This is a genomic window from Sphingomonas sp. (genome assembly GCA_019635535.1).
Lineage (GTDB): Bacteria > Pseudomonadota > Alphaproteobacteria > Sphingomonadales > Sphingomonadaceae > Allosphingosinicella.
The window spans coordinates 32,990-53,199 of the sequence record JAHBZH010000001.1 but is presented as its reverse complement, the minus strand read 5'-3'; the positions used below and the strand labels follow the sequence as shown (position 1 = coordinate 53,199).

The 20,210-nt window shown below is 68.1% G+C and carries 18 protein-coding genes and 1 tRNA gene; 5 read left to right on the top strand and 14 right to left on the bottom strand.

The features are described 5' to 3' along the window. Position 1 precedes the first annotated feature (1 nt). The 5 genes from lspA to KF780_00240 are packed head-to-tail and all read right to left on the bottom strand — an operon-like array spanning position 2 to position 5,807. The gene (lspA, locus tag KF780_00260; protein MBX3560222.1) at positions 2-583 is read right to left on the bottom strand and encodes a signal peptidase II; all 582 of its coding nucleotides are present in this window, start codon (positions 581-583) and stop codon (positions 2-4) included. After that, positions 576-3,539, bottom strand: coding sequence for an isoleucine--tRNA ligase (gene ileS, locus KF780_00255; protein MBX3560221.1), 2,964 nt, complete (start codon positions 3,537-3,539; stop codon positions 576-578). Before ileS ends, lspA begins: the two co-directional genes overlap by 8 nt. 11 nt (positions 3,540-3,550) lie before the next feature. Continuing rightward, positions 3,551-4,492 carry a bifunctional riboflavin kinase/FAD synthetase gene (locus tag KF780_00250; protein MBX3560220.1) on the bottom strand — a complete coding sequence of 314 codons (942 nt, stop codon included), beginning with the start codon at positions 4,490-4,492 and terminating at the stop codon, positions 3,551-3,553. Between the two features lie 32 nt (positions 4,493-4,524). Continuing rightward, positions 4,525-5,016 carry a dihydrofolate reductase gene (locus tag KF780_00245; protein ID MBX3560219.1) on the bottom strand — a complete coding sequence of 164 codons (492 nt, stop codon included), beginning with the start codon at positions 5,014-5,016 and terminating at the stop codon, positions 4,525-4,527. Next, positions 5,013-5,807 carry a thymidylate synthase gene (locus KF780_00240; protein MBX3560218.1) on the bottom strand — a complete coding sequence of 265 codons (795 nt, stop codon included), beginning with the start codon at positions 5,805-5,807 and terminating at the stop codon, positions 5,013-5,015. Before KF780_00240 ends, KF780_00245 begins: the two co-directional genes overlap by 4 nt. 105 nt (positions 5,808-5,912) lie before the next feature. On the opposite strand from KF780_00240, the gene KF780_00235 reads away from it, so the two are divergent. After that, on the top strand, positions 5,913-6,287 hold the full coding sequence (locus tag KF780_00235; protein MBX3560217.1) for a DNA repair protein: 375 nt from the start codon (positions 5,913-5,915) through the stop codon (positions 6,285-6,287). 1 nt (position 6,288) lies between these two features. Here the strand turns inward: KF780_00235 and KF780_00230 are convergent, their stop codons facing one another. The 4 genes from KF780_00230 to KF780_00215 form a co-directional block, all read right to left on the bottom strand. Further along, positions 6,289-6,981: a methyltransferase domain-containing protein gene (locus tag KF780_00230; protein MBX3560216.1), complete on the bottom strand. Its 693-nt coding sequence runs from the start codon at positions 6,979-6,981 to the stop codon at positions 6,289-6,291. Continuing rightward, on the bottom strand, positions 6,981-8,108 hold the full coding sequence (gene prfB, locus KF780_00225; GenBank protein ID MBX3560215.1) for a peptide chain release factor 2: 1,128 nt from the start codon (positions 8,106-8,108) through the stop codon (positions 6,981-6,983). Before prfB ends, KF780_00230 begins: the two co-directional genes overlap by 1 nt. Before the next feature lie 107 nt (positions 8,109-8,215). Beyond that, positions 8,216-10,729 (bottom strand): PBP1A family penicillin-binding protein, encoded by a 2,514-nt coding sequence (locus KF780_00220; protein ID MBX3560214.1) that lies wholly within the window; start codon positions 10,727-10,729, stop codon positions 8,216-8,218. Positions 10,730-10,777: 48 nt separating this feature from the next. After that, positions 10,778-11,623: an N-acetylmuramoyl-L-alanine amidase gene (locus KF780_00215; protein MBX3560213.1), complete on the bottom strand. Its 846-nt coding sequence runs from the start codon at positions 11,621-11,623 to the stop codon at positions 10,778-10,780. Between the two features lie 407 nt (positions 11,624-12,030). On the opposite strand from KF780_00215, the gene KF780_00210 reads away from it, so the two are divergent. The 3 genes from KF780_00210 (at position 12,031) to KF780_00200 (ending at position 16,665) form a co-directional block, all read left to right on the top strand. Further along, the gene (locus tag KF780_00210) at positions 12,031-14,481 is read left to right on the top strand and encodes a ribonuclease E/G (protein ID MBX3560212.1); all 2,451 of its coding nucleotides are present in this window, start codon (positions 12,031-12,033) and stop codon (positions 14,479-14,481) included. A gap of 106 nt (positions 14,482-14,587) precedes the next feature. Further along, positions 14,588-15,946: a M48 family metalloprotease gene (locus KF780_00205; GenBank protein MBX3560211.1), complete on the top strand. Its 1,359-nt coding sequence runs from the start codon at positions 14,588-14,590 to the stop codon at positions 15,944-15,946. Next, complete coding sequence (locus KF780_00200) at positions 15,946-16,665, top strand: DsbA family protein (protein MBX3560210.1); 720 nt, start codon at positions 15,946-15,948, stop codon at positions 16,663-16,665. Before KF780_00205 ends, KF780_00200 begins: the two co-directional genes overlap by 1 nt. Here the strand turns inward: KF780_00200 and KF780_00195 are convergent. Beyond that, positions 16,662-17,321 (bottom strand): RlmE family RNA methyltransferase, encoded by a 660-nt coding sequence (locus tag KF780_00195; protein MBX3560209.1) that lies wholly within the window; start codon positions 17,319-17,321, stop codon positions 16,662-16,664. The genes KF780_00200 and KF780_00195 overlap by 4 nt on opposite strands. Next, entirely contained in the window at positions 17,318-18,391 is a 1,074-nt protein-coding gene (locus KF780_00190) for a Ppx/GppA family phosphatase (GenBank protein MBX3560208.1), read from the bottom strand. The genes KF780_00195 and KF780_00190 overlap by 4 nt, the downstream gene beginning before the upstream one ends. Before the next feature lie 153 nt (positions 18,392-18,544). On the opposite strand from KF780_00190, the gene KF780_00185 reads away from it, so the two are divergent. Beyond that, a tRNA-Gln gene (locus KF780_00185) sits at positions 18,545-18,618 on the top strand. A 38-nt stretch (positions 18,619-18,656) separates the two neighbouring features. Here KF780_00185 and KF780_00180 read toward each other — a convergent pair. From KF780_00180 to KF780_00170, 3 genes are all read right to left on the bottom strand, one after another. Further along, positions 18,657-19,070, bottom strand: coding sequence for an amino acid-binding protein (locus KF780_00180; protein MBX3560207.1), 414 nt, complete (start codon positions 19,068-19,070; stop codon positions 18,657-18,659). Beyond that, a complete protein-coding gene (locus tag KF780_00175) occupies positions 19,067-19,423 on the bottom strand; it encodes an antibiotic biosynthesis monooxygenase (protein ID MBX3560206.1) in 357 nt (118 codons plus the stop codon). The genes KF780_00180 and KF780_00175 overlap by 4 nt, the downstream gene beginning before the upstream one ends. Before the next feature lie 74 nt (positions 19,424-19,497). Beyond that, a complete protein-coding gene (locus tag KF780_00170; protein ID MBX3560205.1) occupies positions 19,498-20,193 on the bottom strand; it encodes a helix-turn-helix transcriptional regulator in 696 nt (231 codons plus the stop codon). Between the last annotated feature and the right edge of the window lie 17 nt (positions 20,194-20,210).

The window sequence follows — 20,210 nt, the reverse complement described above, 5'->3', positions numbered from 1 at the left end:
TTTACGATTCCTTCTTCTTGTCCTTGCCATCGCGCATCAGGAGCGCGCGGACAAGCAAAAGCAGCACACCGATGGTAATCGCGGCGTCGGCGACATTGAAGACCAAAAAAGGCCGCCATTCGCCGAAATGCAGATCGGCATAGTCGACGACATAGCCGAAGCGTGCCCGATCCAGGATATTCCCCAGCGCGCCGCCGAGCACGAGGGCGAGCGCCGCCGAATCGTCGCGGCGCTTCTCCTTCCACATCCAGACGGCGACGAAGATCGCGATCGCGGCGGTGAGCGCGACCAGCAGCCAGCGTCCGCCGTCCGTCCCGGCCGAGAAGAGGCCGAGCGAGACGCCCCGGTTCTCCACCCAGCGCAGATCGAAGAAGGAGACAAGGCCGATCACGCCGTCGGGCTGGTTCCGCAGGTTCAGCGGATGGATGACGACCCACTTCACCGCCTGATCGAAGACGAAGACCAGGAAGGCGATGACGAAGGCGACCGAGCGGTTGCGCTTCAGTTTCCAGTCGTCCGGTGCGGCGGGCGGCGCGACAGGCGCCGGGGCCGGCTCGGCGGCGGGCGTTTCGGTTTCAGCCATTCACCACCTCGTCGCAGCGACCGCAGAGATCGCCGTCTTCCGTCACTTCGGGCAGATGCCGCCAGCAGCGGCCGCATTTGTTTCCAGATGCCCTCGTCGTTTTTACATGAATCCCGTCCTCCTCGGCACCGGGTACGAACGGCAGGATTGTCGAACCTGAAGTAATGCAAACCTCAGCAAATCCATCCTCTCCAAGACTGGAAATTGCGGCGTGCTCAGCTTGATTGTAGCAGCGAACGGTAGGGGCTGCTTCCAGACTGGAGCCAATTTCCTTATCTCTACGCTGCCGTTCGAGGTTGAACGTGATTATCGAACGAACCCGATGGATTAGCGACCACTTCGTGCCAAGCTCATCATCTCGCCACCCGGCCTCCACCTCCGGCCAGTCCAGCAAATGCACGCTTCCCGCCGCCGGATAGCGCGTGCCCCACACCTCCTCCGCCGTGAAGCACAGGATCGGGCTCGCCCAGCGGACGAGGGCGTGGAAGATGTGGTCGAGGACGGTGCGATAGGCGCGGCGCTTGGGGCTGGCCGGCGCGTCGCAATAGAGGCTGTCCTTGCGGATATCGAAGAAGAAGGCGGAAAGATCGTCATTGGCGAAGGCCATGAGCGCGCGCGTGTAGCGGTTGAACTCATAGCCCTCGGCCGCCTCGCGCAGCTCCGCGTCGAGCGCGGCGAGGCGGTGGAGCACCCAGCGCTCCAGCTCCGGCATCGCCGCCACGTCCGCGACGCGCTCTTCCTCGGTGAACCCGTCGAGCGCGCCGAGCAGGTAGCGGAAGGTGTTCCTGAGCTTGCGATAGGCGTCGGACGTGCCGGCCAGCACCTCCTTGCCGATCCGCACATCCTCGAAATAGTCGGTCGAGGCGACCCAGAGGCGCAATATGTCCGCGCCGTTGTCGCGGATGATGGCGAGCGGATCGACGACATTGCCGAGGCTCTTCGACATCTTGCGCCCGTTCTGGTCGAGCGCGAAACCATGGGTCAGCACGCCCTCATAAGGCGCCCGGCCGCGCGTGCCGCTCGATTCCAGCAGAGAGGACTGGAACCAGCCGCGATGCTGGTCGGAGCCTTCGAGATAGAGATCGGCGCGGACGCCCTCGCCGTAGCGGGCCTCGATCACATAAGCGTGGGTCGAGCCGCTATCGAACCAGACGTCGAGGATGTCCTGCTGCGGCTCGTAATCCTCCAGGCGATAGCTGTTGCCGAGCAGGGCCTGATGGTCCGCCGCGAACCAGGCGTCGGCTCCGCCCGCGCGGAAGGCCGCGACGATGCGGGCGTTGACGGCGGGATCGTTGAGGTACGCGCCGGTCTTGCGGTCCACATAGAGCGCGATCGGCACGCCCCAGGCGCGCTGACGGGAGATCACCCAGTCCGGGCGGCCTTCGACCATCGACTTGATGCGGTTCTTCGATTTCTCCGGCACCCAGCGCGTCTCGTCGATCGCGGCGAGGGCGGTGGCCCTAAGCCCCTCTCCCCTTGCGGGAGAGGGGTTGGGGTGAGGGGGAGCGGCATCCGCCATTCCCTCACCCTGGCCCGCTGCGCGTGCCTGTCCCTCTCCCGCAAGGGGAGAGGGGTTTTTGTCCATCGGGATGAACCACTGGGGCGTGCAGCGGAAGATCACCTTGGCCTTGGAGCGCCAGCTGTGCGGATAGCTGTGCTGGTAATCCGCGCTGGCGGCGAGCAGGGCGCCGGCCTCGCGCAGGTCCGAGCAGATCGGGCCGTCCGGCGCGTTGAACTTCGCGTTGATCACGGACCCCAAGCCGCCGAGCCATTCCCAGTCCTCGCGATACTTGCCGTCGTCCGCGACCGCGAAGACCGGATCGATGCCGTGCGCCTTGCACAGCTCGAAATCGTCCTCGCCATGATCCGGCGCCATGTGGACGAGGCCGGTGCCGGTGTCGGTGGTGACGAACTCGCCGGGCAGGAAGGGGCGGGGCCTGGCAAAGAAGCCGCCGAGATGGTGCATCGGGTGGCGGGCGATAGTGCCGGCGAGGTCGGAGCCTTTGATCTTTAGGCCGAGAGGTAACGGGTCCGAGTCATTGTATTCCACGACTTCCAAGTATGGCCCGGACTCATCCGATACGGTTGTGATCGTTTTCGAACCCCGGAACCGATACCATGCAGCCGTAACCAATGAGTCAGCGATCAGAAGCTTTTTGTCTGCCCACTCGACCAAACGATAATCGATCTCCGGCCCATAAGCCAAAGCCTGGTTGACCGGGATCGTCCACGGCGTCGTCGTCCACACCACCGCATGGGCGCCGACCAGCGCCGGGATCGGGCTTTCGACGATCTCGAACGCCACGTCGATCTGGGTCGAGACGATATCCTCATATTCCACCTCGGCCTCGGCCAGGGCGGTCTTCTCGACCGGGCTCCACATGACCGGCTTGGCGCCGCGATAGAGCTGGCCGCTTTCGGCGAATTTCAAGAGCTCGGCGACGATCGCCGCCTCCGCCTCGAACTTCATGGTGAGATAGGGATCGTCCCACTCGCCCATCACGCCGAGGCGCTGGAACTGTGCCATCTGGACGCCGACCCACCGGTCCGCATAGGCGCGGCATTCGGCGCGGAATTGCGGCTTGGGTACCGCGTCCTTGTCGAGCTTCTTCTTGCGGTACTGCTCCTCGATCTTCCATTCGATCGGCAGGCCGTGGCAGTCCCAGCCGGGGATGTAGGGCGCATCGAAGCCGCGCAGGGTCGCCGAACGGACGATGATGTCCTTCAGGATCTTGTTCATCGCATGGCCCATATGGATGTCGCCATTGGCGTAGGGCGGGCCGTCGTGGAGGATGAAGCGCTTGCGGTCCCTGCGCGCCGCGCGGAGCTGTTCGTAGAGCTTCTGCTCCTCCCAGCGCGCGAGGATGGCCGGCTCCTTCTGCGCGAGGCCGGCCTTCATCGGGAAGTCCGTCTTCGGCAGGAAGACGGTGTCTCTGTAATCGGGTTTGTCGGACATTGCGGGCGGACTTAGGCGAGGGGCGGGGCGGCGGCAAGCGCGGCCTTCGCCGCCGCCGCATCGCGGCGGATCTGGGCCTTCAGCGCGTCGAGCCCGTCGAAGGCGGCTTCGTCGCGCAGATGGGCGATCAGCTCGACCTCGATGGTCGCGCCGTAAAGATCGCCGTCGAAATCGAAGAACCAGGGCTCGAGCAGTTCCTTTGCGGACTCGAACATCGGCCGGATGCCGAGATTGGCGACGCCGTCCACTGTCCGTCCCTCCGGCAGCCGCCCGCGCACCGCATAGATTCCGAAGCGCGGGCGCAGATAATTGCCGAGACCGACATTGGCGGTCGGAAAACCCAGCTCCCGTCCGCGCTTGTCGCCATGCTCCACAACGCCTTCGATCGCGAACGGGCGGGTGAGCAGGCGCGTCGCGGTGGCGCAATCGCCCGCCGCCAACGCATCGCGGATGCGGCTGGAGGAGACGGGCGCGTCCTCGTCAGAGACCGGTGCCACCGCGTCGACCGACAGGCGCTGCGCCTGGCCGAGCAGCTTCAGCACATCGACATCGCCGCCCCGGCCCTTGCCGAAGGTGAAATCCTCGCCGGTGACGACGCCCGCCGCGCCGATCCGGCTGGCGAGATGATCGGCGACGAAATCGGCGGCGGTGACGGACGCGAGATCGGCGTCGAACCGGAAGACCAGCATCGCGTCCGCCCCGGCTTCGGCGAACAGCCGCTCGCGCTGGTCGAGCGTGGTGAGGCGGAAAGGCGGCAGGTCGGGCTTGAAGAAGCGCGCCGGATGCGGATCGAAGGTCGCGACCAAGGCCGGGCGCCCTTCGGCCCGGGCGCGCGCGACGGCGCGGCCCACCACCGCTTGGTGGCCCGTGTGAAACCCGTCGAAATTGCCGAGCGCGACGATGCCGCCGCGCAAAGGGGCCGGGACCGCCGAGCCCCCGTCAAGGCGCTCCATGGCGTTTCTATAGGAAGCGCCGCGCGCCCTGCCTAGCGCGTGCGTTCGAGCCGGACGAAGCTGTGCGCCGGGACATCGCCTTGCGCCGGGTGATCCTCGCGCGATACTTCATGCCAGATTGCGGGATCGAAGGGCGGGAGGATCGTGTCGCCGGCGATCTCGCCATGCACTTCGGTCAGCTCCACCGCATCGGCGCGCGGCGCGAACAGGGCGAAGATTTCGGCCCCGCCGATGACCGAAACCTTGCCGCCGCCGGCCAGGGCAAGTGCCTCCTCCGGCGTGCGTGCGATCTCGGCGCCTGTCGGCCGCCAGTCCGCGGCCCGGGTCAGCACGATATGGCGGCGGCCGGGAAGCAGGCCGGGCAGGCTTTCGAAGGTGCGGCGGCCCATGATCATCGGATTGCCCATGGTGAGCCGCTTGAAGCGCCTGAGGTCCGCCGGCAGATGCCAGGGTAGGCCGCCGTCCCGCCCGATCACCCCATTGTCGGCGCGGGCGACGACGAGGGTGATCTGCGGTCGGGTCAAACCGCCACCTCCGCCTTGATATGTGGATGAGGATCGTAATCCACGATCTCGAAATCCTCATATTCGTAGGCGTCGATCGCGTCCGGCTGGCGCAGGATGTGGAGGCGGGGGAGCGGGCGCGGGTCGCGGGCGAGCTGCTCGCGGGCCTGGTCGAGATGGTTGGCGTAGAGGTGGCAATCGCCGCCGGTCCACACGAAGGTGCCGGGCTCCAGGGAGCATTGCTGGGCGAGCATGTGGGTCAGCAGCGCATAGCTGGCGATGTTGAAGGGGACGCCGAGGAAGACGTCGGCGCTGCGCTGGTAGAGCTGGAGGTGGAGCTTGCCGCCGGCCACCTGAGTCTGGAACAGGCAGTGGCAGGGGGCCAGCGCCATCCGGTGCAGATCGCCGGGATTCCAGGCAGTGACGATCTGGCGGCGCGAGGCGGGATCGCGCTTGATGAGGTCGATCAGGCCCGCGATCTGGTCGATCTCGCGCCCGTCGGCCGTTTCCCAATGCCGCCATTGCTTGCCGTAAACGGGTCCGAGCTCGCCGCTTTCGTCCGCCCATTCGTCCCAGATGCTCACACGGCGGTCCTGCAGCCAGCGCACATTGGTGTCGCCGCGCAGGAACCAGAGCAATTCGACGATGATCGAGCGCAGGTGCAGTTTCTTGGTGGTGAGCAGCGGGAAGCCCTTCGACAGATCGAAGCGCATCTGGTGGCCGAACACCGAACGGGTGCCCGTGCCGGTGCGGTCCTGCTGTTCGACGCCTTCGTCGAGGATCAGGCTCAGGAGATCGAGATAGGCGCGCATGGCCATGCTATGGCCCGTCCGGCGCGGCGTTTCCAATCCAAAATGGCGTCCGAAACGGAGTCTTTCGTGCGCCATCGCACGCGCCGGCGATGGCAGAAGGCGGCGATGATCGTGGACACCGCCCGCGCCGCCGCCGATCTGCTGCGCCCGCTTTTCGCCGACGCGCGGGGCGAGAAGCTGGCGGTGGCGCATCTCGATGCCGGGCGGCGCCTGCTGGCGCTGGACGAGGAGGTGGCGCGCGGCGCGGATTCGATGGCGCTGCCGGTGCGCGACATCATCGCCGCCGCTTTGGCGCGGGACGCGGCGGGGCTGGTGATCGCGCACAATCACCCGAGCGGCGATCCCAGCCCCAGCCCGGCCGACATCGCGGCCACCCGCCGGCTGGCCGAGGCGGGGGAGCGGCTCGACATCCGCCTGCACGATCACCTCATCTTCGCCGCCGGCGACTGCCGCAGCTTCCGCGCTTTGGGGTTGCTCTAGCTCAGAGCGCGCAGGGACGGATCGTACCCGGCTCGGGGCGCGGGCCGCGCGGTTCGAACGAGGCGAAATAGGATTCGCTGTCGCTCAGCCGCTCGAAGCGGCGCAGCTCGTAGCCGAGCGCGCTGAACTCGCAGACCAGCAGGCGCGGCGGGGTGCCGTGACGGTCGGTCGTCCGGTCGGCATCGACGACGATGATCTTGCCGCCCTGTGTGAGATCGTCACGCAGGTGCCAAAGGAACTCGCTGGGGCTGGCGATCTCGTGATACATGTGGATCATCAGGATCCGATCGAACGACCGGTCGGGAAGCTGCGGATCGTTGGCCTCGCCCAGCTTGATCGCGACATTGTCGAGCCGCTCGTTCTGCACGCGCTGGGCGAGCGCGCGGATCGTCTCCGGCACGATGTCCTCGGCCAGCACCCGGCCCTGCGGACCGACGATCGGCGACAGGCGGACGGTGTAATAGCCCTGGCCGGCGCCGATATCGGCGACCGACATACCCTCGCCGATCTCGGCAAGGCGCATCACCGTCTCGAACTCGCCGACGCTGTCGCGGGCGTCCTCGTCGCGATATTCGGACGAGGTGATCGGCGCGACCGGGCGCTGCGGCGCGGGGAAGGCGGCGTTCTGCGCCTCCTGCTCGCGGCAGCCGCCGAGCAGCGCCAGCGCGAGCAGGGCAGCGACCGCCGCGCGCATCAGTCCACGTCCTCCACGTCCACCTTCTCGCCGGTCACGCGCTGCGACAGGGCCGCGGCCATGAACCGGTCGAGATCGCCGTCGAGCACGTCGGACGGGGCGGTGGAGGTCATGCCGGTGCGCAGGTCCTTCACGAGCTGATAGGGCTGGAGGACGTAGGAGCGGATCTGATGGCCCCAGCCGATGTCGCTCTTGGCGGCATGCTGGGCCATCGCCTCGGCCTCGCGCTTCTGCAATTCGGCCTCGTAGAGGCGCGCCTTCAGCTGCTTCATCGCCTCGGCGCGGTTCTTGTGCTGGCTGCGCTGGTTCTGGCAGGCGACGATGATGCCGGTGGGCAGGTGCGTGATCCGCACCGCGCTGTCGGTGGTGTTGACGTGCTGCCCGCCCGCGCCGGACGCGCGATAGGTGTCGATCTTGAGATCGCCGTCATTCACCTCGATGTCGATGTCGTCGTCGACCACCGGATAGACCCACACGCTCGAAAAGCTGGTGTGGCGGCGCGCGTTGGAATCGTAGGGGCTGATGCGGACGAGCCGGTGCACGCCGCTTTCGGTCTTGGCATAGCCATAGGCGTTCTCGCCCTTGATGAGCAGGGTGGCGGACTTGATCCCCGCCTGCTCGCCGGCATGATAATCGATGATCTCGACCTTCATGCCGTGCCGCTCGGCCCAGCGCGTGTACATGCGCTGCAGCATCTCCGCCCAGTCCTGGCTCTCGGTGCCGCCGGCGCCGGCATTGACCTCGACATAGGTGTCGTTGCCGTCCGCCTCGCCGGCCAGCAGGGCGGCGACCTTGTCGCGCTCGGCGCGCTCGGCCAGCTCGGCGAGCGATTTCACCGCATCGTCGACCAGGCTTTCGTCGCCTTCCGCCTCGGCCATCTCCATCAGTTCGGCGGTGTCGGCCAGCTCCTTCTCGATCGCGCGGGTCGCGCCGATCGCCTCGTCCAGCCGGCGGCGCTCACGCATCACCTCCTGCGCGGCCTTGGCATCGTCCCACAGGGTCGGATCCTCGACGCGCGCGTTGAGCTCGCCGAGCCGCTTCAGCGCGCGGTCCCAGTCGAGGAAACGGCGGAGCAGGTCGAGGGCGGCATTGATCTGATCGATCGAGGCTTGCGCTTCGGCGCGCATCAATAAGTCCTTTTTGACTGTTCCCCGGCGAAGGCCGGGGTCCAGGAGTCCCTTGTCGCGGGATCCCGGCCTTCGCCGGGACACGGCCGCAACCTGTCGGTTGCGACCTAGTAGATGCCGCCCTGGCTTTGCAAGAAATCGCTGTCGCGCCGTTCGCCGCCATTGGATGCCCGCCGCGTCTCGGTTGGCGCGGTGATCTCCTCGCGGGTCGCGGTGCGGCGGGGCTCGCTCTCCGGCTTGAACGCCTCCCAGATCACCGCCGCGCGCGGATCGGTGCCCGGCCACAGGCCGAAGGCGCGCCGGCCGGTGCGCCGGTCGATCGGCACCATGCGGATGCCCTGCGGCGCGCGGAAGGGGAGGACGGGCATGCCTTCGAATGCTTCCCTCGCGAACTGGCGGAAGATCGGCGCGGCGAGCGTGCCGCCCTGAGCATAGCCGCCCATCGACCGCGGCCGGTCGAAGCCCATATAGACGCCGGCGACGATCTGCTGCGAGCCGCCGACGAACCAGACATTGGTCGGCCCGGTGGTCGTGCCGGTCTTGCCGAACAGCGGGCGATTGAGGTCGCGCAGGATGGTCGCAGTGCCGCGCTGGACGACACCTTCCAGCATGTGGACGACCTGATAGGCGGTCATCGGGTCCATCACCTGGCGGGTACGCAGCGGCGGACGCGGCATCGGCCGGCCGTCCCAGTCGGGCGCGTTGCAGCCTTCGCAGGGCCGGGTGTCGGCGCGCCAGATCACCCGGCCGCGCCGGTCCTGGACATAATCGATCAGGGTCGGCTCCACGGCGCGGCCCTGATTGGCCATGATCGCATAGGCGTTGGTGAGCGCCATGGCGGTCGTGTCGCCGGCGCCGAGCGAGATCGGCAGATAGGGCGTGCGCGAATAATCGCCGACGCCGAGCTGGCGGGCCATGCGGATCACCCGGTCCATGCCGACCTGATTGGCGGCATGGACCGTCATCAGGTTGCGCGATTGCTCCAGCCCCCAGCGCATCGTCTGCGGCCCGGCATAGCCGCCGGAGAAATTGCGGAAGCAATATTGGCCCGGCCGGCCCTGGTTCACGCAGAACGGACCGTCGACGATCATCGTCGCCGGCGTCATGCCGCCGTCCAGCGCAGCAGCATAGACGACCGGCTTGAACGAGGAGCCGGGCTGGCGCTGCGCCTGGGTGGCGCGGTTGAAATCCGACAGGCGGGAATCGAAGCCGCCTTGCATCGCGCGGATGCGGCCCGTGCCGACTTCCTCGACGACGATCGCGCCGGAAATCTCCGGGATAGAGCGCAGCGCCCAGCCGCCTGCTTCCTGCTCGACCGCGATGATCGCGCCGGGCCGCAAGGCCGCGAAGGCCGGCTCGCCGGAGCCCCGGCGCGGCATCGAGGCCAGCGACGCGGGCATCGTCCCGGTCGAGCCGTCGGTGAAGCCGATGGTCGCGCTGCCGCCCTCCTTCGAGATCACCACGGCGATGCGCCAATTGTCGTAGCCGGCGCCGAACGGCGCGACGGCAAGCTGCGAGCGCCAGTCGCGCGACATGTCGACGCTGAGTCCGGGATCGCGCCAGCCGCGCCCGCGCTCGTAGCGCATCAGCCCGTCGCGCAGCGCGGTCTCGGCCGCCTGCTGCATCGCGGGATCGTAGGAGGTGCGCACCCACAGGCCGCCGGCATAGACGCTGTTCGCCCCGGCTTCCGCATTCTCGCCGAAGCGGTTGATGAGGTCGCGGCGGACCTCCTCCATGAAATAGCCGCCGACATTGCGGACATTGTCCTGCACGCCCCGCACCGTCGCGATCGGCTGGGCGCGCGCCGCGTCATGCTCGGCGCGGGTGATGAAATTGTTGCGGAGCATCTCGCTCAGCACCCAGTTGCGCCGGCCCAACGCGCGTTCCGGCCGGCGCACCGGATCGTAATTGCTGGGGCTGCGCGGCAAGGCGGCAAGCATCGCGGATTCGGCGACGGTGAGATCGCCCACGTCCTTGCCGAAATAGGCGCGCGCCGCGGCCTGCACGCCATAGGCGTTCCGGCCCAGGAAGATCTGGTTGAGATAGAGCTCCAGAATCTGCTGCTTGGTCAGCGTCGCCTCGATCCGCCGGGCGAGGAAGGCCTCGCGGATCTTGCGCGTCACCGAATATTCGTCGCCGACGAAGAAGATCTTGGCGACCTGCTGGGTGATGGTCGATCCGCCGCGCGCCCGTTCGCCGGTGCCGCTCTTGCTGATATAGTCCCAGATCGCGCCGACCACGCCGGGATAATCGAGCCCGCCATGGCTGAAGAAGGTGCGGTCTTCGGCGGCGAGGAAAGCGTTGATGAGCTGCGGCGGGAACTCGCTGTAGGCGAGCTGGACGCGCCGCTCGCGCGCGAAAGTCTGCACCGGCTCGCCGTTCACGTCACGGACGTAGGATGGCAGGTCCGGCTCGTAGACGAGCAGCGATTCGGGCGAGGGCAGGCCGCGCGCGAACAGCAGCCACAGGATGAAATAGGCAAGGATCGGCAGGGCGGCGAGAATCGCCGCCGCCTTCACCCAGCGCTTGCGCCAGGCGGCGCGGACGGCAGCGCGAAGCGCGTCGAAGCGCCCGGATCCGCGGTTCAGGACGATACGCTCGCTGGCTTGATCGGCACTCATCGCGGCCGGTCTAGCCGAATGGCCGGGCAGCGTGAAGCCGGTGCGGGCTCAGCCCGCCGCACCCAGAAACCTCCGGGCGAAATGCGCCTCGATCGCGCGGCGCATGCCGTCGGCGATCTGGCCGCGCCCCTGCTCGGACTGGAGATAGGCGGCGTCGCGCTCGTTGGTGAGATAGCCCGATTCGAACAGGATCGAGGGAATGTCGGGCGCCTTCAGCACGACGAAGGCGGCGAAGCGGTGCCAGTTGGGGCGGAACGGGAAGGTCGTGCCCGCCTCGCGATAGAGCAGGCGCGCGAACTCGGCCGACCGGTCCATGCTCTCGCGCTGGGCGAGGTCGATCAGGATCAGGTTCACGTTCGGGTCGGGGTTCATCTGTGCCGGCAGCAGGCCCGCCGCATTTTCGCGCCGGGCGAGCAAGGCGGCCTCCCGGTCCGAGGCGACTTCGGACAGGGTGTAGATGGTCGCGCCATGCGCCTGGTCATTGGACGGTGCGGCATCGGCATGGATCGAGATGAAGAGGTCCGCCCCAAGCCGCCGGGCGATCTCGTAGCGTTCCTCCAGCACGAGATAGGTATCGTCGTCGCGGGTCAAAGCGACGCGGACGCGGGCAGTGCGTGCCAGCGCGTTGCGAATCGCGCGGGCCAGCGCCAGCGTCACGTCCTTCTCCGGCATCGAGCTGTAGGGGGAGGAAGCGCCGCCGTCGCGCCCGCCATGGCCGGGATCGATCACCACAAGCGGCGGATCCTCGCCGCGCGCCCGTGTGACCGGCGGCAGCGCGCCGTGCGCATCGGCGGAAGGCGGCGCGAGCGGGATCGTCACGCCTTGCACCGTCCCGCTTTCGTCCGCACCGAGAAAGGGCAGGATCGCGGCGGCGACCATCAGCAACCATGTCATGCCCTGTCTTGCCGTCTCGCCGCCACACCGGTCCAGCAAAAAAGGCCCGCGGCGGTTGCCGCTCGCCCCGGGCGGTGCTAGCAGCCTGTCATCGCACCGAAACAGGCGGGAATCCGCGCCTTGGCGGTGGGATATGATCTTTTGCCGGCATCGCGCCGGCCAATCAGGTTGACGCCGAATGTGGTATTTCTCCCCCAAGTCGACGCGCCGCCCTTCGGGCGACGGCGTGCTTGGCGGGCTGCGCCGGCCGGCGCTTGTGACCGGCCTGCCGCAGGCGGCGGACGCGACACCTTATCTTTCAACCCGGACATATGACGCGCGGCTCTTCAGGCCCGCGCGGCCGTCCATATTCGAGCGCGCGGGCCGCGCAGCCCTCAGGGCAGCGGCGCGTGCGTGGAGTGACATCAATGACCATGCGCATGCTGATCGACGCGCGCCACCAGGAGGAGACCCGGGTGGCCGTGATCAAAGGGAACCGGATCGAGGAATTTGATTTCGAATCCGCCGAGCACAAGCAGCTCAAGGGGAATATCTATCTCGCCAAGGTAACCCGCGTCGAACCGTCGCTGCAGGCGGCATTCGTCGATTATGGCGGCAACCGCCACGGCTTCCTGGCGTTCAGCGAAATCCACCCGGATTATTATCAGATCCCGAAAGAGGATCGCGAGGCGCTGCTGCGCGAGGAAGCGGAGCATGCCGAGGAGGAGGCGCGGCTGCGCGCCGCCGAGTTCGACCGCGAGGAGGCCGAGGTCGTCGAGGCCGATATCGAGCCGATCGAGGCGGAGACGGTGACCGCCGACAGCGACGAGGAAGCGGAAGCCGAGGCGGAGGGCGAGGAGATCGCACCCGCGCCGGCCGAGGAAGCCGAGAACGGCTCCGAGGAGAGCGCCGCCGAGAATCTGCGCCGCAAGCGCCAGAATCTGCGCCGCCGCTACAAGATCCAGGATGTGATCCGCCGCCGGCAGGTGCTGCTCGTCCAGGTCGTGAAGGAGGAGCGCGGCAACAAGGGCGCGGCGCTGACCACCTATCTTTCCCTCGCCGGCCGCTATTGCGTGCTGATGCCCAACACGTCGCATGGCGGCGGGATCAGCCGGAAGATTTCCAACGGCTCCGACCGCAAGCGTCTCAAGCAGATCATGGCGGACCTCGCCTTGCCGGTCAGCATGGGCCTGATCGTGCGGACGGCCGGGCTCCAGCGCACCAAGGTCGAGATCAAACGCGATTTCGACTATCTCGCCCGCCTGTGGGACGAGATCCGCGAGAACACGCTCAAATCCTCCGCGCCATCGCTCGTCCATCAGGACAGCGATCTCATCAAGCGGGCGATCCGCGACGTCTACAATCGCGAGATCGACGAGGTGATCGTCGAGGGCGATGACGGCTACAAGGACGCGCGCAGCTTCATGAAGCTGCTCATGCCCAGCCATGTCCGGCGGGTGAAGCAATATGTCGATCCGGTTCCGCTCTTCCAGCGGCACGGCGTCGAGGACCAGCTTTCGGCGATGTACCAGCCGCTCGTGCAGTTGAAGTCGGGCGGTTATATCGTCATCAATCCGACCGAGGCTTTGGTGTCGATCGACATCAACTCGGGCCGATCGACCCGCGAGCACAATATCGAGCAGACCGCTTTTTCGACCAATATCGAGGCGGCGCACGAGATCGCGCGCCAGCTGCGCCTGCGCGACATGGCCGGCCTGGTCGTGATCGATTTCATCGACATGGAATCGAACGGCCATATCCGGAAGGTCGAAAAGGCGATGAAGGAGGCGCTCAAGAACGACCGCGCCCGCATCCAGGTCGGCCGGATCAGCTCGTTCGGGTTGATGGAGATGAGCCGCCAGCGGCTGCGCACCGGCGTGCTGGAAGCCTCGACCCGCGCCTGCCCGCATTGCGAGGGCACCGGGCTGATGCGCACCGCCGCGTCGGCGGGCCTGTCGGCGCTGCGCATGCTGGAGGACGAGGCCGCGCGGGGCCGGGGCAGCCGGATCGTGCTGCGCGCCGGGCGTGAAGCGGCGATCTATCTGCTCAACAAGAAGCGCGCCGAGATCGGCGAGGTCGAGGCGCGCTACGGCGTCGCGATCGAGGTGATCATCGAGGAGGCGTTCGAAGGCGCCCGCATGGCGGTCGAATCGGTCGGCCCGCCGCCGGCCGAGCGCCCGCGCGCCGCGCCGGTCGCGCCGATCGTCGAGGACGAGGATGACGAGATCGTCGCCGATGACGAGGAGATCGAAGAGGAAGAGGAGGAAACACGGGAAGGGGCCGCGCTACGCCGCCGCGAGCGCGCCGAGGGCGAGGACGAGGAGCGCGGCGACGGCCGCCGCCGCCGCCGCCGTCGCGGTCGCCGGGGCGGTCGCCGCCGCGAGCGCGCCGAGGGCGAGGTCGAGGACGACGCCGAAAGGGTCCCGCAGGACGCCGAAGCGCCGGCGGATGCCGAGCCGGCCCCCGAGGACGAAGCACCGGCGCGCAAGAGCCGCCGCCGCCCCCGTGCGCGCAAGCGCGACGAAGCCGTGGATGTGACCGAAGCGGTCGAGCCCGCCGAGGCCGCGTCGGCGCCCGAACCCGCCGTCGCGGCGGACGCGCCGGCGGAAAAGCCGAAGCGGCCGCGCCGCAAGAAGGCGGATGCCGAGCCGGCCGAGAAGGGCGCCGATGCCCAGGACGCGCCTGAAGCGTCTCCGGCGGCGGCCAACGATGCCGGGGCGGACGCGCCGGCGGAAAGGCCGAAGCGGACTCGCCGCAAGAAAACGGATGCCAGATCGGCCGAGGAGCGGGCCGCGGACGCTGCCGAACCGTCCGGCGATGGCGCCGACGAAGGCGATGGTCCGCGCCGTGGCTGGTGGCAGCGGACCTTCGGCGCCTGAACCGGGCGCCGGCGGCACGGCGATGAAGCTCGCGACATTTCATCCGGGGTTCAGGCGACGGGACGGATAGGGCGCCATGGCTGAAACATCCGCGATGCGCAGGGGAATGGCCGCCTTTGTCGTCCGGCTGATCATGATCGCCGCGCTCGGCATGACGGTCATGGCGCGGCCCGCGCAGGCGCAGATGATCCTGCGCGATGCCGAGACCGAGGCGCTGCTCCACGATCTGTCGCGGCCGCTGGTGACGGCGGCGGGGCTGCGGCCGGAAGACGTCAAGATCGTCCTCATCGGCAATCCGGAGATCAACGCCTTCGTCGCGGGCGGCCAGATCGTGTACATTCATTCCGGCCTGATCACGTCCGCCGACAATGCCAACGAGGTGCAGGGCGTGATCGCCCACGAGCTCGGTCATGTCACCGGCGGCCACATCATCCGCCTTCAGGAAGGCATCCAGCAGGCGACCGGGATCATGATCCTGTCGCTGCTGCTGGGTGCGGCCGCGATCGTCGCCGGCGCTGGAGAGGCGGGGATGGGCGTGCTCGCCGCCGGGCAACAGGCCGCGATGGGCCAGTTCCTCGCCTTCAGCCGGGTGCAGGAGAACAGCGCCGACCAGGCCGGCGCGCTCTATCTCCAGCGGGCCGGAATCAGCGGGCGCGGCAGCCTCGCCTTCTTCCGCCGTCTCCAGAATCTCGAATTCCGGCTGAACATCCCGCAGGACAATGGCTATGCGCGCACGCACCCGCTGACCGGCGAGCGCATCGCGCGCCTGGAAGCGAACTATATGGCCGATCCGGCCTGGGATAGGCCCACGGATCCCGAGCTGGAAGCGCGCTTCCAGCGGGTCCGCGCGAAGCTGTCCGGCTATATCGACGAGCCGCGGCAGGTGTTCAACCGCTATCCCGAGCGGGATACGGGCGTGCCGGCCCGTTATGCCCGCGCTTATGCGTTGCATCGCACCGCGCATCCGGACCGGGCGATGAACGAAGTCGATGCGCTGCTCGTCGCCGCGCCGCACGATCCCTATTTCCTGGAACTGAGAGGGCAGATTCAGCTCGAATCCGGCCGCCCGTTCGAAGCGCTCGCTTCGTTGCGCGAGGCCGTCGCGCGCGCGCCCGATCAGCCGCTGATCGGCTCGCTCCTCGGCCATGCCCTGATCGCGACCGAGGATTCGCAGAATTTCGAAGAGGCCAAGCGCGTGCTGCGTGCCGCGGTCCAGCGGGACAATTCCAACCCCTTCGCCTGGTATCAGCTCGGCATCATCTACGACCGTGAGGGCGATCAGCCGCGCGCCGCGCTGGCGACCGCCGAGCGTTACAGCCTGACCGGCCAGCCGCAGCTGGCCCTGCCCAACGCCGAGCAGGCGATGATGGGCCTGCAGGTCGGCACGTCCGACTGGCTGCGCGCTCAGGACATCGCGATGGTGTCGCGCACCGCGGTCGAACGGCAGCGGCGGAATCGGCGCTGATGGCGGGCAAAGAGGGGGGCTGGAAGCAGGGTCTGGTCGGTGGCCTGGCCGGGCTGCTGATCGGCGCGGTCGCCGTGGCCGGCTGGTATGGCTTCCGCGAGCCCGATCGCGTCGCCACCGAGCGGATTGTGCGCGACTATATCCTGAACAATGGCGAGATATTGCCGGAGGCGATGGAGCGGCTGCGCCAGCGTCAGGCGTCGGCGGCGGTGTCGCAGCACCGGGCCGCGCTCGAGACTCCCTATCATGGCGCCTGGGCCGGAGCCGAGGATGGCGACGTCGTGCTCGTCCAGTTCTTCGATTATGCCTGCGGCTATTGCCGCGCCGCCAATCCGGACATCGAACGGCTGCTGCGCGAGGATCCGCGGCTGAAGGTGGTGTGGCGCGATTATCCGGTGCTCGGCCCGGCGAGCGAAGCCGCCGCCGCCGCCAGCCTCGCGGCGGCGCGCGCCGGCCAGTTTCGGCCTTTTCACGACCGGATGTTCGCCGCCGGCCGCCCGAGCGAGGCGACGATCGCCGCCGCCGGCCGCTCGCTCGGCCTCGCGCCCGCCCCGCTCGACGTCGAAGCGCGCACCGAATTGCAGCGCAATTTCGAGCTGGGCCGCGCCGTCGGCGCCACCGGCACGCCGACCTTCGTGATCGGCGATCGCGTGCTGGAGGGCGCGGTTGGCTACGAGGCGTTGCGGGATGCGATCCGCGCGGCGCGGTCGTCTTCCTAGCCTTTGAACCCCTGCGCCACGACATACCATTCGGACGAGCCCTTGCGGCTGGCCGGCGGCTTGGCGTGCTTGACGGACGTGAACTGGCGCTTCAGCTCGGCGACCAGGTTCGCGTCCGCGCCGCCGGCCAGCACTTTGGCGACGAACGCACCGCCGGGGCGCAGGATCTCGGTCGCGAACAGCAGCGCGGCTTCGACCAGGCCCATCGTGCGCAGGTGATCGGTTTGCGGGTGGCCGACCGTGTTGGCCGCCATGTCGGACAGCACCAGATCGGCCTCGCCGCCCAGCGCCTCCTTGAGCAGGTCGGGTGCGGCATCGTCCATGAAGTCCATCTGCAGGATAATGGCGCCATCGATCGGATCGGTCGGCAGCAGGTCGATGCCGACCACGCCCGCCTGCGGCAATCGCTGGCGCACCACCTGGGTCCAGCCGCCCGGCGCGATGCCGAGATCGACGACCTTCCTTGCGCCCTTCAGGAAGCCGAATCTTTCGTCCAGCTCGATCAGCTTGTAGGCGGCGCGACTGCGATAGCCCTCTGCCTTCGCCCGCTTCACATAGGGATCGTTCAGTTGCCGCTCCAGCCAGCGGGTCGAGCTCACCCGGCGGCCCTTGGCGGTGCGGACCCGCGTGCGCGGCCCGCCGCCGGACCGGCTCATAGCAGGTGCCCGTCCTTGGCCATCAGCGCGCGCAATATGCCCTCGCGGATGCCGCGATCAGCAATGCCCAGCGTTTCGGCCGGCCAGATGTCCATGATCGCCTCCAGAATCGCGCAGCCGGCGACCACCAGGTCGGCCCGCTCCTGGCCGATGCAAGGGAATTCGGCGCGGCCGGCGCGGTCGAGGCGCGACATGGTCTCGCTGATCTCGCGCATCGCGGCGATGGGTACCTGAAGGCCGTCCACTGCGCGCCGGTCGTAGCTGGGCAGTGCCAGATGGACGCTGGCCAGCGTCGTCACCGTTCCGCTCGTCCCCATCAGGCGAATACCCTCGCGGTTCGAAGGGAGCAGCTCGGTGAAGCGGCGGAAGGCATGGCGGACGCGCTCGCGCATCCGGCCATAAGCGGCGAGCCGCTCCTCGGCGGTGGCGAAATCGCGGCCTTCGCTCTCGGTCAGCGAATAGACGCCCCAGGGTGCGCTCCACCAGCATTTGATCCGGGGCTCGCCGCTGTCGGTGTCGATCAACACCAATTCGGTCGATCCGCCGCCGATGTCGAAGATCAGCGCCGGTCCGTCGCCTGGTTCGAGCAGCCGGTGGCAGCCGAGCATCGCGAGCCGCGCCTCTTCCTCAGGCGCGATGATCTCGAGCCGGATGCCGGTCTCGCGGCGCACCCGCTCGACGAAATGGCGGCCGTTGACGGCGCGGCGGCAGGCTTCGGTGGCGACCGAGCGGGCGAGGCTGACATGACGGCGCTTCAGCTTCTCGGCGCAGACCGACAGGGCCGAGACGGCGCGGTCCATCGCCGCATCGGACAATTTGCCGCTGGTCGCCATGCCCTCGCCGAGCCGGACGACGCGCGAAAATGCGTCGATGACGGTGAAGCCCTCTTCGGTCGGGCGCGCGATCAGGAGGCGGCAATTGTTGGTGCCGAGATCGATCGCGCCATAAGTGTGGCGGGAGGTCCAGCGGCGCTGGGGAAGACCATTGGCGCGACCGTTGAGGGGACTGTCCCCCTCTGGGGTTGCTTCCGGTGTCGGCGCCTGCGGCGCCGAGGCGGCTTGCTGCGGCATCGAACGCACTTCTCTTATCTTCTCGTTGCGGGCGGCCGAAACCGCCCTTTGACTTGATGCCGTTGTACACAAAGGGGGTTTTGGCGGCAAGCGGCGCCCCCAGAGCGGCGTTGACAGGCCGCGCCCGCCTGCCTATCTCGCGGCCCTTCCGATTGCCCGATCGTCTAATGGTAAGACTACGGACTCTGACTCCGTCAATCGAGGTTCGAATCCTCGTCGGGCATCCACTCCCTTCCGGCCGACAGTCGCGTTCCGTTTCGCGCGATCATTCTCCCATGTCCGGATTCTCTGGCCCGCCCCATTGCCGCGCGATCTCGCGGGCGCGATCCGGTCGGTCCACGACGAGGACGAGCCGATGGTCATGGTCGCTGTAGAGGACCGCGATATTCACGCCGGCCGCGGCCATGCGTCCGGTCAGTTCGCCGAGCTGGCCGGGCACTTCCTGCTTCAGCCGCAGCATGACCGTCGCGCGGCAGGCCGCGACGGCGATGCCCGCGTTCTCCAGCGCCCGCCGCGCGGCCCGGCCGTCGTGGAACAGGAAATGCGCGATGCCCCTGCCGTCCACGACCCAGGCGCCGCCGCCTTCGACGCTCACGCCCGCGGCGCCGAGGGCGCGCCCCATGGCGGCCAGCGCGCCGGGCTGGTCGTCGAGATGGATTTCAAGATCGAACATGGTCATGCGTCTCCCGGAATGTGCGCGCGATTGCTGTCCTCGGGAGCGGTGTCGCGCCGCCGGCGGGAATAATCCCGCAAGGCTTCGGCCATCACCAGCCGGTATTCCGAGAAGAACCGGTCGCGGCCCAGCATCTGCGCCCGCCGGTGCTCGGGCAGGTTGCGCCAGCGGCGCACGGCCTCCTCGTCCCGGAAATAGCCGATCGCGACGAACCGGCCCGGCTCGCTGTGGCTCGCGAACCGCTCGACCGAGATGAATCCGTCGATTCGCGCGAGCTGCGTGCGCAGCGCCGACGATTCCTCCAGATAAGCCTCATATTCCGCCGGTTCGACGGTGAATTCGAATACCATCACGATCATCTGGTCCTCCCTTGTGGACCCGGACGATCTATCGACGTGGCGAGCCGGATGTTTCGGCATCGGCCGAAGCGTGATCAATCGGCCGGCGCCGGCGGCCCGAAAAGCTCCTGAAAACGACGCGCGCCGGGCGCGGTGATCCGCACGACGCGCGTGGCCCTGTCGGCCCGCGCCCAGCCCAGCTCAATGAAGCGGGTCAGCAACGCCCGCCCAAGGCTCCCGGCCAGATGCGAACGACGCTCGCTCCAGTCGAGGCATTCGCGGCACAGCGCCGCGCGCTGCCGCTTCAGGGCGTCCACATCTATGCCGAGATCCGCGGCGAACGCACGCCCGGCTCCGGTCAGCGTCAAATCTCCGTCGCGGAAGGCCAGGCGGCCCCGGGAGACCAGGCTGTCGAACATCCGCACGCCAAGCTCCCCGGCCAGGTGATTGTAGCAGAGCCGGGCCTGCCTCAGCGCCTTGTCCATCGGGCCGGGGCGGCTGCGCAGATGACCGCTGCGCGCCGCCAATCCCATCAGCGCCTCGAGCGTTTCCGCCACTTCGGCCGACGCGAGGGAGAAATATCTGTGCCGCCCCTGTCTGCGCGACCGCAGCAGTCCGCCTTCGTGGAGCCTGGCCAGATGCCCGCTCGCGGTCTGCGCCGTGATTCCCGCTTCCGCCGCGAGCTCGCTGGCGGTGAGGGCCCGGCCGCCGATCAGCGCCATCAGCATGCTCGCCCGCGCGCGCTCGCCGATCAGCGCGGCGATCCGGGTGATATCCGGCCCTTCATTCATGGTTCGATCATAGCCGA